Origin of the sequence: Arcicella aurantiaca, from assembly GCF_003148625.1 — a bacterium.
In the GTDB taxonomy this organism is placed as follows: domain Bacteria; phylum Bacteroidota; class Bacteroidia; order Cytophagales; family Spirosomataceae; genus Arcicella; species Arcicella aurantiaca.
In genome coordinates this window covers 12,821-28,337 of record NZ_QGGO01000015.1, presented here as the reverse complement: position 1 = coordinate 28,337, position 15,517 = coordinate 12,821, and the positions used below count along the sequence as shown (strand labels likewise).

At 34.6% G+C, this 15,517-nt stretch carries 15 protein-coding genes; 12 read left to right on the top strand and 3 right to left on the bottom strand.

Annotated elements, in window-relative coordinates:
• The first annotated feature begins 83 nt into the window (after positions 1 to 83).
• From LV89_RS14470 to LV89_RS14440, 7 genes are all read left to right on the top strand, one after another.
• Complete coding sequence (locus LV89_RS14470) at positions 84 to 899, top strand: RsiV family protein (RefSeq protein ID WP_109743625.1); 816 nt, start codon at positions 84 to 86, stop codon at positions 897 to 899.
• Positions 900 to 1,313: 414 nt separating this feature from the next.
• A complete protein-coding gene (locus LV89_RS14465; RefSeq protein WP_109743624.1) occupies positions 1,314 to 1,652 on the top strand; it encodes a tRNA-binding protein in 339 nt (112 codons plus the stop codon).
• A gap of 73 nt (positions 1,653 to 1,725) precedes the next feature.
• Entirely contained in the window at positions 1,726 to 2,058 is a 333-nt protein-coding gene (locus tag LV89_RS14460) for a hypothetical protein (RefSeq protein ID WP_109743623.1), read from the top strand.
• Between the two features lie 188 nt (positions 2,059 to 2,246).
• The gene (locus LV89_RS14455) at positions 2,247 to 2,999 is read left to right on the top strand and encodes an acetolactate decarboxylase (protein ID WP_109743622.1); all 753 of its coding nucleotides are present in this window, start codon (positions 2,247 to 2,249) and stop codon (positions 2,997 to 2,999) included.
• Between the two features lie 194 nt (positions 3,000 to 3,193).
• Positions 3,194 to 3,628, top strand: coding sequence for an SRPBCC family protein (locus tag LV89_RS14450; protein ID WP_109743728.1), 435 nt, complete (start codon positions 3,194 to 3,196; stop codon positions 3,626 to 3,628).
• 187 nt (positions 3,629 to 3,815) lie between these two features.
• A complete protein-coding gene (locus tag LV89_RS14445) occupies positions 3,816 to 5,048 on the top strand; it encodes a dicarboxylate/amino acid:cation symporter (protein WP_109743621.1) in 1,233 nt (410 codons plus the stop codon).
• Between the two features lie 94 nt (positions 5,049 to 5,142).
• Positions 5,143 to 5,808, top strand: coding sequence for a thiamine diphosphokinase (locus tag LV89_RS14440; protein WP_109743620.1), 666 nt, complete (start codon positions 5,143 to 5,145; stop codon positions 5,806 to 5,808).
• Between the two features lie 233 nt (positions 5,809 to 6,041).
• Here the strand turns inward: LV89_RS14440 and LV89_RS14435 are convergent, their stop codons facing one another.
• The 3 genes from LV89_RS14435 to LV89_RS14425 all read right to left on the bottom strand — a co-directional run bounded on the left by LV89_RS14435 (position 6,042) and on the right by LV89_RS14425 (position 9,698).
• A complete protein-coding gene (locus LV89_RS14435; RefSeq protein WP_109743727.1) occupies positions 6,042 to 7,562 on the bottom strand; it encodes a glycoside hydrolase family 32 protein in 1,521 nt (506 codons plus the stop codon).
• Positions 7,563 to 7,660: 98 nt separating this feature from the next.
• Positions 7,661 to 8,449 (bottom strand): UDP-2,3-diacylglucosamine diphosphatase, encoded by a 789-nt coding sequence (locus tag LV89_RS14430; RefSeq protein WP_109743619.1) that lies wholly within the window; start codon positions 8,447 to 8,449, stop codon positions 7,661 to 7,663.
• A gap of 220 nt (positions 8,450 to 8,669) precedes the next feature.
• The gene (locus LV89_RS14425) at positions 8,670 to 9,698 is read right to left on the bottom strand and encodes a GntR family transcriptional regulator (RefSeq protein WP_109743618.1); all 1,029 of its coding nucleotides are present in this window, start codon (positions 9,696 to 9,698) and stop codon (positions 8,670 to 8,672) included.
• 385 nt (positions 9,699 to 10,083) lie between these two features.
• Here LV89_RS14425 and LV89_RS14420 point away from each other — a divergent pair, with 385 nt between their 5' ends.
• From LV89_RS14420 to LV89_RS14400, 5 genes are all read left to right on the top strand, one after another.
• Positions 10,084 to 10,917, top strand: a complete 834-nt coding sequence (locus LV89_RS14420) for a substrate-binding domain-containing protein (RefSeq protein WP_109743617.1) — start codon at positions 10,084 to 10,086, stop codon at positions 10,915 to 10,917.
• 97 nt (positions 10,918 to 11,014) lie between these two features.
• Positions 11,015 to 12,181, top strand: a complete 1,167-nt coding sequence (locus LV89_RS14415) for an aminotransferase class I/II-fold pyridoxal phosphate-dependent enzyme (RefSeq protein ID WP_109743616.1) — start codon at positions 11,015 to 11,017, stop codon at positions 12,179 to 12,181.
• Between the two features lie 218 nt (positions 12,182 to 12,399).
• Complete coding sequence (locus tag LV89_RS14410) at positions 12,400 to 13,923, top strand: carboxylesterase/lipase family protein (RefSeq protein WP_109743615.1); 1,524 nt, start codon at positions 12,400 to 12,402, stop codon at positions 13,921 to 13,923.
• A gap of 190 nt (positions 13,924 to 14,113) precedes the next feature.
• Positions 14,114 to 14,701, top strand: a complete 588-nt coding sequence (locus LV89_RS14405; RefSeq protein ID WP_109743614.1) for an RNA polymerase sigma factor — start codon at positions 14,114 to 14,116, stop codon at positions 14,699 to 14,701.
• A 59-nt stretch (positions 14,702 to 14,760) separates the two neighbouring features.
• A complete protein-coding gene (locus LV89_RS14400) occupies positions 14,761 to 15,474 on the top strand; it encodes an anti-sigma factor (RefSeq protein WP_109743613.1) in 714 nt (237 codons plus the stop codon).
• Positions 15,475 to 15,517: the final 43 nt, after the last annotated feature.

The window sequence follows — 15,517 nt, the reverse complement described above, 5'->3', positions numbered from 1 at the left end:
ATTCAATTATCTAAAAAAGCATTGACTGATAGTGAGTTATATTTTTCTTTTTTGCTTGCATATTATTTAAACAAACCCATAAAATGAATTACAAATTACTTTTTATACCCTTTTTAGCTTTGCTTTGGAGTTGTGGAAATTCCCCTGAAAAAGATGCAGAAGGCACTGCTGATACATTAATTTATAATGTCAAGAAATTTGAAAAACATAGTAAAACTTGCGTAAAAGAAGATTCTTTATGTGCTACTGTAAAGTTTGAATATCCAGAATTTGCATCGCCAGAATTTAATGCTACAATTCAGAAAGAATTGTTCAATATTTTTCATGACGAAAATGATACGACAAAAAATAGCCCTAAAAATTTTATAGAATTAGCTGAAAATTTCATTGCAGATTATGACGTAAAATTGCAAGAAGGCAAAGATTTTGTAAATAAAGCCAATGAAAAAAATGAGGGCGGATTCTTGGCTAATCCTTGGTATATGGAAGGTTATAACAAAGTACAACGCCAAACGGATAAATACTTGATGTTGCATACCAATACCAATTGGTTTATGGGTGGAAATCACCCAATTAGTATGGAATATTACTATGTTTATGACCGTAAAACATTCAAAAGAGTTACTTTAGAAGATATTTTTGAAAAAGGCTTTGACCAAAAACTGTTAACTATTGCCGAAGCAAAATTTAGGAAACAAGAAAACCTAAAACCTGCCGACAAATTGATTGAAGAAAATGGGTATTTCTTTGAAAATGGGAAATTTTTACTGAATGATAATTTTACGCTTACTGATAAGGGCGTAAAGTTTTTATACAACGTTTACGAAATTAAGTCGTATGCCGCAGGAATAACAGAATTGGAAATACCTTATGACGATTTGAAAGGAATTTTGAAATAAAAGACTATATGCGATGCTCGTTTTCTAACCTTAAAAGAGCATCGCAGTCTTGATTTAAAATAGAGAGAGGTAAGCGAGAAATATAAAGTGAACGAACTACTAATTTACAGTCTTAATACGTTGAAAGAAAGGATTATAATTCAGTTTCAACGATTATTATCTTAAACTAAAAACTATTTTTTAGTGGATGAAAATCTAATATCAATACCTAAAACGTTGAGTAAAAGGTATGCTCCAAGCCCTAAAAGAGCGATAGCTAATATTGGAATGACAATAAACATTGAATGTTTGAGGTATTTTTTTGTTTTCACAAAGCACGGAAGTTTTTTTGATTGGTTTTAGCGTAGAATTACCTAATCTTCAATCAAATTTTAAAATATTTTCATTTATTAACATTTGGTAATTTTCGATAAGATGGAGACAATTTCATGGCAAGATTTTGAAAAAATTGAACTTAGAGCAGGAACAATTTTAGAAGTAAGAGATTTCCCAAAGGCTAAAAAGCCTGCGTATCAATTGGTGGTAGATTTAGGAGAGGAAATAGGAATAAAACAGTCGTCAGCACAGATTACAAAACTTTATACGCAAGAAGAATTAATGGGCAGACAAGTTGTGTGTGTTACTAATTTTCCTCCCAGACAAATAGCTAATTTCCTTTCTGAAATTTTGGTGACAGGCTTTGTTTTGCCAGATGGAGAGGTTGTTTTGACTGCCATTGAACGCCCTGTACCGAATGGCACAAGGTTAGCTTAAAAAATGAGAATATTTTGTAACAATCTATTTATTAGTTTGTTATCTTCGTATCATTATTAAACCTTTTTAAAAAATGAAACAAAAATTTCTCTACATCATCTTTTCTTTTGTGGTATTAACGACCTCAACAGGCTTTGGCTTTCTTGAATCTTCAACCATCATGCACGGTCGTGAGAATCGTTTAATGAAAAATGATTCTATAAAAATTACCTCTCAACGAGTGGTTTTTGAGCAAAATAATCCTGTTCTTAAAAAGGAAACAGAAAAGCCAACCAATCAATTAACCAAATCATTGATTCAATGGGTTGCTAATTTAGTCCGTAGCACCATGGAAATTATTTTGGGCGTGATGATTAAAACTGCTCAATTGATTCTCATTGTAGTTATTAAAATATTGTTTGGTTAGTTTTATTCTCTTCTTGCTGTAAACGCTTAAAAACCAGTTGTTTGTATTGTGTAATATTCAAAAGTCTGTCGCATTGAGCGAAATAAGTTTCGCACCTAATCGTTATGATAGTGGCAAATAGTCAGTAGTGTTGCAAAACACTCACTTTCCCCATTTTGTCACATTTTCACATACTAACTGATAATTTTATGAAACGTTTACTTTCCTATGTATTGGTAGTATTTGGAATATTGCCAATTGCCGCTCAAAATCCCGAAGTAAAATCTGTTGGAGAATTACGGAAAATCATGCACGATGCTGATTTATCCTCCAAAATTCGTTTAGATACCCTTCCCAAAGAAAATTTATTTGCCATTGGCGTAGTTGATAGTTTGCATGGAGAAATCTCTATTGTAAATGGAAAAGCTTTGATTTCATCCATTAAGGATACTTTTGTAAGAACAGACACAACGCTAAATCATGAAGCATCTATGCTTGTGTATGCGTATGTGAAGAATTGGAAAATTATAACAATTGAACAAGATTTAAACAATTCGGAAGAATTAGAAGTATTAATAAAAAGACTTGCTTCGGAAAATGGTGTGGACGTAACAAAACCTTTTCCATTCATGGCGAAAACGTGGGTAAAAAACATGAGTTTTCATGTAATTAATTGGCAGTCAGGAATGATTCACACCGCTGATACCCACAAACAATTTGCTCATGAATTATGGCATTCGGCAGAAATTGTAATGCTGGTAGGTTTTTATTCAGAAAATCATCAAGGAATATTTACACCGCATAATAGCAAAATGCACGTGCATACAATTACTTCTGCTCCTTTGACTTCAGGGCATTTAGAAACAATTGAAACATTTGGAAAAATATCCCTTTATTTCCCTGACAATAATAGTACGTCAAAAATAACAACTGTGGAGGCAATGAAATTGGAAGAGTATTGATTTCTGCTATGAAGGCACAAAGGTTGATATTTGCCACTAAGACACGAAGGCACAAAGTTATTAATTAAAATTTTGAGCCTTCGTGTCTTCGTGGCAAAAAATAAAATCAACTTTGAGCCTTCGTGTCTTCGTGGCAAAAAATAAAATCAACTTTGAGCCTTCGTGTCTTCGTGGCAAAAATAAAAACTAAAAAAGTGAATATAAAAATATCAACCAAAGTAAATCAGAGCCTTCTCCAAGTTTGGGAAGGCTTTAATTTAGCATTATTTTCAACATTAGCACCACCATTTCCACCTGTTGAGGTGAAAGAATTTGGAGGATGCTTGAAAGGTGATAAAGTCCATTTACAGTTAAATTTTATCCTTTTTAAACAAGATTGGGTTTCAGAAATTAGTGACCAACAAAGTAGCGATGCTGAGATTTATTTTATTGATAAAGGGACTAAATTGCCTTTCTTCCTGAGTTATTGGCAACACAAACATAGAATGGTGAAAGATGGCACAGGAACAATTATTATTGATGAAATCTCTTTTAGAACGCCCACAATTATCTCAGACTACCTGTTTTATCCTCTCATGTATCTTCAATTTTGGTATCGAAAACCTATTTATCAAAAAGTATTTAAGTAACTAATTTTGTATAAGGTTAAGCAAATAGCGATTTGTGAAAAGCGAGAAATCAATGACTTAAATATTATTTTGTATCAGCCATTGAGTGAAATTAGGATTAGAAAACGTACTCAATTTGCAAAAAAGGCTTTTTTTGTGTTAATTCGTTATTACTAATTACTTAAATCTCAACTCAAACTAATACTAAATGAAATTAAATATTACTTGGAAAATCTTTATTGGCATGGCATTGGGTATCATTGTCGGCTATATTTTAAATCAAACTTATGAGGGAAATCAAGAATCCCTTGATGCTGCCAATACTTATCTGAATCTTCTGAGTAAAATTTTTCTTAGAATGATTAAAATGATTATCGGACCACTTATTTTCTCTATCCTAACCGTTGGAATTGCTAAATTGGGAGACTTTAAATTGGTGGGAAGAATTGGAGCAAAAACCTTAGGATACTTTTATTTTGCTACCATTTTATCATTATTGACAGGTTTACTTGCTGTAAATATTCTTCGTCCAGGTAAAATGATGCAAATTGATTTGCCCAAAGTAGGAGCAGAAACTGGTGTAGAAGTAAAGAAAATGACTTTGGAAAACTTCATTACGCACCTTTTTCCACAAAGCTTTTTTGAAGCCTTAGCAACCAATGAAATTCTTCAAATTGTTGTATTTTCGGTTTTCTTCGGAATTGCAACTGCTGCCATCGGTGACCACGGAAAAATCATCATCAAAGGACTTGATGCAGTTGCCGAAATCATGTTCAAAATTGTTAGCTATGTAATGGGTTTTGCTCCTTACGGTGTTTTTGGGGCGGTTGCGGCAGTTATTGCACAAAAAGGCTTAGGCATTTTGGGTGGTTATCTTTATCTAATCATTTGTTTCTTTGCTACGTTGGCATTTTTCATTCTTGCCGTCTTACCTGCCATTTGCGTTTTCGTTAAAGTACCTTATTGGAAATTATTGGCTTATGTAAAAGACGCTTTGTTTTTGTCATTTAGTACGGCAAGTTCGGAGGCTTCAATGCCTTTACAGATTGAGCAGTTAAAGAAATTTGGTGTTCCAGAAAGAATTGTAAGTTTTGTTTTACCGTTGGGATATTCTTTCAACCTCGACGGCTCAATGATGTACATGACTTTTGCCATTGGGTTCATTGCTCAGGCTTACGGTATTGATTTATCTATCGGTCAGCAAGTAACCATGATGCTCACACTTTTGATTACCAGCAAAGGTATTGCGGGCGTGCCACGTGCGTCGTTGGTAGTTATTGCAGGAACAATGTCGATGTTTAATTTACCAGCAGAAGGTTTAATTTTATTATTTGCCGTTGACTGGCTTTTAGATATGGGACGTTCTGCCACATCAGTAGCAGGAAACGCCGTAGCAACCGCCGTAGTTGCTAAATGGGAAGGAGAACTTAATATACAGTAGTTATGAGGTATGAATTATGAGGTATGAGGTCGTAAAATTGTGAAATACGACTAATACCTCATAATTCATACCTCATAATTCATAACTAAAAATCATGTCATCACACCACATCATCAGGGATGCACAAGAACCTGCTTTGATTATTGCCAATGGCGAAGCTTGTAGTTTTGAACTCATGGGCGAATTGTTAGAATGGTCGCCGTTGGTCATTGTTTTAGATTCCGCCATTCATCGTGTTTTAGAATTGAATATTAAAGTAGATGTACTTTTAGGAGATTTTGACCGAAATTTTGATGCCGAAAAAATTAGAGAAGAACAATATCCAATAGAAATTATACATACGCCCGACCAAATAAAAACCGACCTCGAAAAGGCTTGTGATTATTTAGTCGATAGAGGTTTTCCTGCGGCAAATATCATTTGGGCAACGGGTAGGAGGGCAGACCATACCATTACGAATATTACCAATATTGTACGGTTTCGGGAACAATTGAAAATCGTTTTGATTGATGATTATTCAAAGATTTTTCTTTTACCTCGAACTTTTGAAAAATGGTATCCTGCGGGAACAATTATTTCACTTATACCTGTCGGTGAAGTTTCTGGTATAACAACCAAAAATTTGAAGTATCCACTTGATAATGAGAGTCTAACGATTGGTTATAGAACAGGAAGTAGCAATGAAGCCTTAGAAGATGGCATTGTGAGAATTACTTACGAAAAAGGAGATTTGTTAATGATGGAATGTGTTGATATTTAAGTAACACAGACTTTAGTCTGTAATATGAAGAACACTTACAGACTAAAGTCTGTGCTACTTAAAATTATACGCCTAAATTTTCATCAGAAGATGATTTTTTCTTGAAAGACAACAGTACGCCTGAGGCAAAAAGAGCGATGGCAATTAATGATAATGTTCTCATAGTGTATCAATTTATTTCGTGTAAATATCTGAACAGCTATAAAACAATTTTCAAGCCAACTTATTGTATTTTATTTCGATAAATCTGAAATTTTTAAAGACAGCACTTTTACTTTCTTCTCCGACGTAAATAATGAAAACATATTTGAGCCTTCAACAGGGAAAATCAAATCTGAAATCACTTTTTCACCGTCATTCGCAAAAACCTCCACAGACGTTTTATCTACTAATATTTTTAATTTTAGGATATTATTTTTCAGATTAACGTTGGTTTTTTCTACGGAAGCAAAATCATTATTTGGAATTACTCCAGAATTTGTACGGTCAATGTATAATTCACTATGTTGAGTGTCATATCCGACAATTGTTTGATGTAAAATCTTTTTGTTATCTATTTTATCTTTCAACTGAGCAATTCTTAATCCGAAATTCGAGGCTGATTTCTTTTCAAATTCTATCTCAATCATGTAGGCATTTTGAGAAAAAAGAGTCATGCCATCTAATTGTTTTTCTTTGGAAAACTCGAAATTCTTTTTCTCAAAAACTAAATAATCTTTTTTCGGTTTTAAAGTTGCAACGGGGTCTTGGAACAGTCGCAAACCTTCCGACGTTTGGCGTAAAAAAATATTTCTTGGGGCAGACATTTGTCCTTTCCATGGAGAAGTTTTAATGGCTTCTATGTAGTGCCAGCTCGACATCCAACCTAAAAACACTTTCTGATTATTAGGGGCATCGGTGTATGGAATGGCTGCGTAAAAATCTTTGCCATAATCTACATACAGCTTCGTTTCGGGCGAATTATCATTTTTGAAATTTGTTCCGTCAAAATCTCCAACGAAATACTGCATACCTTCAAATTTATCATAAGTCCCATTTGACGACACCATTAACACCCATTTTGTTTTATTGGGCGAACCTTCTACGGGCATTTCTACCAAAGCGGGACATTCCCAAATTTTGCGTAATTCCCCTTGATTCCCAAATTCGCCTACACGAGTCCAGTTTTTCAGGTTTTTAGAAGTAAAAAATATTACCTTAAACTCCTTCGGAAATACCACACTCATCACCCATTGTTGGCTTGGTTCATGCCAAATTACGTGTGGGTCACGGAAATCTGTCATGTGTAAATCAATAACAGGATTTCCTGCATATTTTGTCCAAGTACGCCCTCGGTCGTTTGAATAAGCAAGATATTGAGCCTCCTTTTTACCGTCGTGATAATCGGCAGTATAAAGAGCCACCATACACGGTTCAGAACCCGTTTGAAAACCACTTGTATTATTTTTATCAACGACGGCACTTCCCGAAAAAATCCAAACAGAATCTTCTGGAATAGCCACAGGAAGATGCTCCCATTTTACCAAATCTTTACTTACGGCGTGTCCCCAACTCATGTGTCCCCACTTATTTTCAAATGGGTTATGCTGATAAAAAAGGTGGTATTCGCCTTGATAATAAACCATTCCATTGGGGTCATTTATCCAATTTTGGGGAGCAGTAAAGTGATAAGTTGGTCGCCAATGAGGTGTTTCTTTGGGCGTTTGGGCTAATATCCAAAAAGGGAATAAGAGCAGTAAAAGCGTTTTTTTCATAGATTTTGTAACCCAGACTTCAGTCTGGCTATTCATTTTGCTTCTGTTGTTAAATCGTTTTATTTCAGAAGGTTTCCAGACTAAAGTCTGGGTTACTTTTACTCAAATTTTTCAACAACTAAATTTTCCCCATCAAAAACGGCATAATGATTACTATTTTCGTCATCATACGCCCATTGTCCGAGATTAATGTAACGGCTATTTTCACTTACAGGTAAGTCTAATAATAAATGACGATGCCCGAAAACATAGAAATCACGGTGTTTCAGAGCTTCTTGTTCTTTTGCATACGACCAAAGCCATTCGCCATCACCTCTAAATTGTAATTCTCTTTTGATACGTTCTTCGTCTTTTCTACTGCCCGACCACCAAGTTGCCAACGTAATGCCGACTTGTGGGTGAATCCAACCAAAAGCCCAGATTGACAATTTACTTTCAAAAACCTTTTTCAAAAATTTATAACCATAATCACCCGGTCCAAGTCCGTCGCCATGAACAACGTAAAAACTGGTAGATTTTCCTTTTGCTTCAACCACATAATCTTGAAAATCACGGAATACTTTAATATTCATTTCTTTCGTGAAATAGTCAAACATCCAAATATCATGATTGCCAGAAAAAATGACGATTTCTATGCCCGAATCAGACATTTCTGCTAATTTTCCTAATAAACGCACAAATCCTTTGGGAACAACATTTTTATATTCAAACCAAAAATCAAAAATATCGCCTACTAAAAAGACAGTTTGGGCATCGTTTTGAATAGAATTGAGCCATTTAACTAATTTCCTTTCACGGATTAAGCTGGTTTCATGGTCGGGGTATCCCAAGTGGAAATCTGAAGCAAAGTAAATTTTTTTATTCTCTTGTAATTTTATCGTAGTCATATTTTTGAGTATTAGAAAGCAGGGGTGTTTCAAGCACATTTTGCTAACACATCAAAGATACAGAAAGTCTTTTTTCTTTATTTACGAATAGAAAGGAATTGTTTAGGAGAAATAAAAAACGAGAATTTCTGAATATCAGAAACTCTCGTTTATCGTTAAGTAGGTTTTAGAGGTTAGTTTTAGACGGTCGTTAGTTAAACTATCTAAATACTAACTTCTTTTAAAGAGATTTTCTCAAAATCATCTCCATTGGTACTTGTACTTGTTGGCGTTTTTCACCTTTAATCATATCGGCAGCCATTTTGCCAATTTCAGCGGGTTTTGAAGAAATGATACTGATTCCTCCTGCCAAAATTTCTTTATAACATGAATCGTTCAAGGAAATTAAACCAACGTCTTTACCCAATTCTAAATCTTGATTTTGAGCTGATTTAATAGCCGCTACCAAATCAATATCGTCAATGGTTAAATAGACATTTCCAGCTTCAACTTCTTCTTCTTGGAAGCCATCAAGAACTTGGAAATTGAAATTATTGCTTTCACAGAAATTTCTGAAACCCGTTATCAATTCTGCATCAAAATACTCTTCTTCTGTCAATACCAAATTTAAGGTTTTGTATTTCTTGAAATGCTTAATGTGTTGTTGCATTACCGAAGAAATTTCGTATTCTGAATTACTCAAAACATGAGCCGTTGAATTTTCAAATGCTTTCATTGATTGCTCAAGGAAAATAAGTCTTTCGCTCGAAATCTTTTTCAAACACTTAATATTCTCATCGGTTTCGTCAATCAAATGCGGCATAATTACATAGTAGTGATAATTGCCTAAATGGTTATTGATGGTATCTCTGAAATTTTCGCTTTTATAATTGTAAGTAAAAATATCAACCGTTACGTCTTTTCCTGCTGCGTTGACGAAGGCATTGAAAATATCTTTATTGTTCTCTGTGATTTTGCCAACCAAGAAGAAAATCTTTGTTTTTGTTTTAGCAGATTTTCCAGAAATAAAATATCCTTTTCTAAAAATTGAAGTGATTACTCCCAAACGGTGAAGTTCTGAATAGGCTCTCTCAACAGTGTCACGAGATAAGTAACATTCTTCACTTGCTTCATTAATAGAAGGTAAACGTTCTCCTGTTTGTAAATTACCTTTTTCGATATCGACCAACAAAGTGTTGACCAATTGTTGATACTTAGGAGTTTTAGAATCTTGCTTGGCTTGAGCGAAATCTCGGAAAGTTTTAATCATTATTTCGGGTCGTATATTAGTGAATAACAGAATCTAAAGTGAAAATTTTATAAGCAATAAAATCAATATGCAAATCACAAAGGTTATGACAAATTCATATACGCTACTTTTAATAGATAGATTATTTTGAATTTGTTTTAAGATGTACCATTTGTTGTGTTGCATAGGTTTAGTTAAATAAAATATCAAAATAACACACTTTTTTGGTTCTGTAAAATTACACCAGACTGGCATAGAAACGTTAGGCTATTTGTTGCATTTTTTAGCACAAATCTTGCAATTTCAGCTCAATATGCCCCATTCTGTCCTGTTATGCCCTGATTATGGGTGTCGTGGCAAAGCAGGATATTTTTTGTTTGAATAAATTTTTACTTGTATTTAAAATTTGAAAATTATAAAACCAGTGAGTAATCCATTAGCTAATCTTCATAATAAAACTAAAAATACTGAGTTGAAGGTGTTACTTATTTTCAATAAACTCAGTGATTTTCGTAGCGAAATTTACGACTGTTTTTTGTCGCAAATTGATGGACGAGCTGACGTAGATTTGTACATACCTCAAATCAATCATCAGAATGCGTCACATTTTGCGGAGGTCATTCGAGAGAAATTAAACACCTATGACTACTTTGTTATCATGCTTCATGCGACCCATATCAATGAAGATATTTTGAAAACAATCAATAGTATTCCGAAAGAAAAGTTGTTGATTTTAGATAAACGTAACGAATTTATCCGTGGCGAATATGCTTGTGTTTATCAAGATTTTGAAGCCGATATTTACGAAGCCCTTTCCAATGCGAAGCCCTTAATGACAAAATATTCAGCCTTAAATTTTGTCATTCAAGAAAGTTATTTCTATTCCATTTCAATCATGGAGGGCGTCAGTCATTTTGCCCAAGAGAATAACCTGCAATACAATATTTATACAGAAATTGAGGATAATATCATTCGCAAAAACGAACTTTATTTAATTCTTTCAGAACATTTTTTAGCGGATATTTTAAAACGTTGTAATGCCCAAAACCTTAAAATTGGAAAAGATGTAGGTATTTTATCTTATAATGAAACCCCAATTAAAGAAGTTTTGTCGGGTGGTATTACGGTGGTAACAACCGACCATTGTCAGTTGGGAAGAACAGCCGCCGAATTGGTTTTGAATGGCAAAAAAGAACATATTCGAAATCCGTTCTTATTTATCCAAAGAAATTCACTTTAACGAAGTTGTGAATGGTGATTTAGTGAATGGTGATTCAGTAGATTGTTTTCCTATTCACTAATTCACCATTCACTAAATCACAACTTTTAACAAACCTGTGGACAATATTTCATTCATCATCAACCAATTGGCAGAAGACCGTGAGCAGTATTTTAATGCAGTTGCTCCGCCTATTGTTCAAACTTCCAATTTTGCTTTTAAAGATTTTAAGACGCTCCGTGAAACTTTTGAAGATGAGTTTTCGGGAGAATATATCTATACAAAATCCAAAAATCCGACGGTTGATATTTTGCGGAAGAAATTAGCTGCTTTGCAAGGTTCGGAAGATTGCGTGGTTACTAATTCGGGAAGTTCGGCCATTTTTTGCAGTATTTTGGCAAATGTAAAATCGGGCGACCATATCATTTCGGTAGAGAAGCCTTACTCATGGGCTGCACGAATGTTTGAGGTTGTTTTGCCACGTTTTAACGTTACGCATACCTACGTGGATGGACGAGACGTAAATAATTTTATTGAAGCATATCAAGAAAATACGACACTTATTTACTTAGAATCGCCCAATTCTTTTGATTTTCAGTTGCAAGATTTGCAATCTGTTGCAGATTTTGCAAAATCAAAGCATATCACAACTATCATTGATAACTCATATTGCACGCCAATTTTTCAAAAACCACATGATTTTGGCATTGATTTATGCTTGCACTCTGCCACCAAGTATATTGGAGGACATTCTGATACGGTTGCAGGCGTAATTACGGGGTCAAGGGAACGGATAAAGAAGATTTTTGATTCGGAAATACTCAATTCTGGCACGAGTCTTTCGCCTTTCAATGCTTGGTTATTGATTAGAGGATTGCGAACCTTAGAAATTAGATTGCAGAGAATCACAGAAACAACATCGAAAGTAGTTGAATTCTTGAAAAATCACCCTAAAATTCAGCGAGTGATATTCCCATTTGATAAAGATTTTCCTCAAATTGAATTGGCAAAAAAACAAATGACTGGTGCTTGTGGCTTATTAACAATTATTCCGCATGAAATAGAATATCAACAAATTGAATTATTTGCTTTAAGCCTCAAAAACTTTTTGTTGGCAGTAAGTTGGGGCGGACACGAGTCATTGATTATGCCAAAAGCCGCAGGAATGAAACCAGAAGATTATGATAAAAATAATCCTGAGCATCGAATGATTCGCCTTTATATTGGTTTAGAAGATGCAGATTTCTTGATAAATGACTTGAAAAACGCATTGGAAGTTTGTTGAAATTTTACGTAACACAGACTTTAGTACACTGTTTAATAAGTTTTCTAAATAATTTTTCTCCTAAAATCTTTGATTGGGGAACTTCCCGAAAGTTATTTACCCGCAATGGATATTGTTTCGGGAAGTTGAAGTAACTTATTAAACAGTGTATTTAGTCTGTAAATTTATAGTGTCATTATACAGACTAAAGTCTGTGTTACCTACCAATCTCACAAAATATGAAATTCATAAAAACACTCTCAATCGCTCTTGTTTTGATGTTTGGGGCTATTTTTTCAAATGCTCAATTGAAAACGATAAAAACCAAAAATGGACTCATTGCTGGTTCCAAAATTGGTACAATCAGTATTTTTAAAGGAATTCCATTTGCAGCTCCGCCCGTAGGCAATTTGCGTTGGAAAGCACCACAAGCTCCTGAAAATTGGCTCGGAATACGTAAATGTACCGAATTTTCAGCAAGTCCTTCCCAAGCTACGCCAACGCCATTTTATTGTTGGTCAGAAGAATTTATTGCTCCGCCAAAACCATTAAGCGAAGATTGTCTATACTTAAATGTTTGGACAGGAGCGAAATCTACCCAAGAAAAACGTCCCGTTTTTGTATGGATTTATGGCGGAGGTTTTTCTTCGGGTTCGTCAGCTTGTGCTATTTATGATGGAGAAGAATTTGCGAAAAAAGGAATTGTTTTCGTTAGTATTAATTACCGTGTTGGGGCATTTGGTTTTATGGCTCATCCAGAATTGAGCAAAGAACAAAATAATGCTTCTGGAAATTATGGTTTAATGGACCAAATTGCAGGGTTGAAATGGGTAAAAGACAACATTGCTGCTTTTGGCGGTGACCCCAATAAAGTAACCATTGCAGGGCAATCAGCAGGTTCAATGAGTGTGAATTGTTTGGTTGCTTCGCCTTTGGCAAAAGGTTTATTCAATAGAGCAATTGCTCAAAGTGGAGGAATGTTATCCAATAGAATTCCAACTAATTTGGCAGATGCGGAGAAAATGGGAGAGACGTTTCAGCAAAAAGCAAATGTGAATAGTTTGGCAGAGTTACGTCAGAAATCTTCGGAAGAAATTTTGAAAATCTCACAAGCAAGCGGTTTGAGAATGGCTGTTGTTCTTGATGGTTATGTACTTCCAACAGATATTGTGCAGCATTTTAAAGATGGGAAACACAACGACGTGCCATTATTGACAGGCTGGGTAACGGGAGACGCAGGATTAATTCCGAGTCAAGGATTATCGGCAGAAAAATTCAGACAACAAGCAGTTGATAAATACGGAGCGAAGTCGGAAGCATATCTTAAACTCTTCCCTGCTAATACTGACGAAGAGGCAAAACAAACGCAAAGTAGATTGTCCTTGCTTTCATTTGCGGCACTTTCATCACATCTTTGGGCGGGTTATAATAAAAGCCAATCTTATATTTATCAGGTTTCACACGTGCCGACGGATAAACCCGATTTTCCAAATTATGGAGCTTTTCATACGTCTGAAGTACCTTACGCTTTGCATACCTTGCATTTATGGAAACGCCCTTGGCAAGACCACGACTTAGTAATTCAAAACTTAATGTCGTCCTATTGGATTAATTTCATCAAAATAGGAAATCCCAATGGTAAAAATCTGCCTGAGTGGAAAAGATATACAAAAGAAGAAGGTATAATTTTAGATATAGACAAAGAGACACATCAAAAACCAGCCTTATTTAAAAAAGAATTTGACTTATTGGAAAGCTTGTAAATCGAAGCTGCTGCATTGCAATTCTTATATAATCTGACGCTTCCGCATATTTTGAAATTTTGATGCGGGAGCATCAGACTATAAGCATTTACTATAAATCTCAATAAATTAAAACCAAAACAACAAAATCCCCTATATTTACGCCAATACCGCTAAAATCGTAAAAATCCTTAACTAAACTCTTGCAATAATGATTTTTTTTGGTCGTGGTGCCTTGTCTGACGAAGCTATTTTAAAAGGAATAATCGGTGATGGAATTCTGCAAAGAACCACCGAGAATAAACTCTACGAGCAATATTTTTACTTCATCAAAGATGCTACTTTTAAGCATCAACTCTCGGAAGACGAAGCGGCAAGTCTTTATACCGATACAATTTTAGCTTTCATTGAAAACGTTAAAAACAAACGTTTTGAAGGAAAATCTGCGATTAAAACCTATCTCTATCAAATCTTTTCTAATAAATGTGTTGACTTTATTCGTAAAACTACGACTAACAAAATGAGCGTGCATGATGCCCAACCTATCCAAGATTGGCTTTTGGCAATGCCTGATGAGTCAAGAAATATGTTACAAAAACTTATTTCAGACAATGAGATAAATGTTTTATATGAACGAATTAAGAACTTAGGCGAAAAATGTCAACAAATGATAACGGCATGGGGCGACGGTTTTTCAGATAATGAAATTGCGAAAGAATTAGGTTATCAAACTGCTAACGTGGCAAAAGTGAGTCGGTTGAGATGTATGGATAAGTTGAGAGAATTGTATAGAAAATAAAAGAAATTACGTTTCGAAGTAATGATGTTTTCCAACACCAAGCACATAAAATAAAAACGATGTTAGAGCAAATTGAAAAATATTTTAAGAATGAACTAAGCCTTTCTGAACGAAAGGACTTTGAAAATCAACTTGCTACGGATTCAGAATTAGCAGAAAATACCGCTTTTTATCTCAATGCTAATATGGCAGCGAAAACTTTGGCAAATGAAAAACGGAAAGCAGAATTTGAAGTATTAAGAAAAGAATTAGTTAATCGTCCTGTACGTAAAATAAAGCCACTCAGTTGGGCAATAGGCATCGCCGCTTCGATATTATTAGTAGTAGGTTTTTGGTGGATAAATCAAACGCCAAAATTGAATACAGAAGAATTTGCCAATACGTACATCCAAGAACATTTTGAAAATCTACCTGTAAAAATGGATGCCAATGCAGATAGTTTACAAATAGGTTTGCGATTATTTAATGAACAAAAACTCAAAGAAGCCCAACGTGTTTTTGAGGCTATTTTACACCGAAAAAATAATGATAGTGAAGCCACAAAATATGCAGGAATTACGGCTTTGCGTTTGGCGGAGTACGATAAAGCAATTATATATTTTAGAGCATTATCAAAGCAGACAAATTTATTCTCAAATCCCGGGAAATTCTATGAAGCCATCACGCTCATGAAACAACAACCTGCGAATAGAAAGGAAGTTGAAAAGTTACTTAAAGAAGTAATTGATAATAATTTAGAAGGGAAAAACGAAGCGGAGAAAATCAGTAAATAGTTATGAGTTATGAGTTATGAGTTATGAGTTATGAGTTATGAGT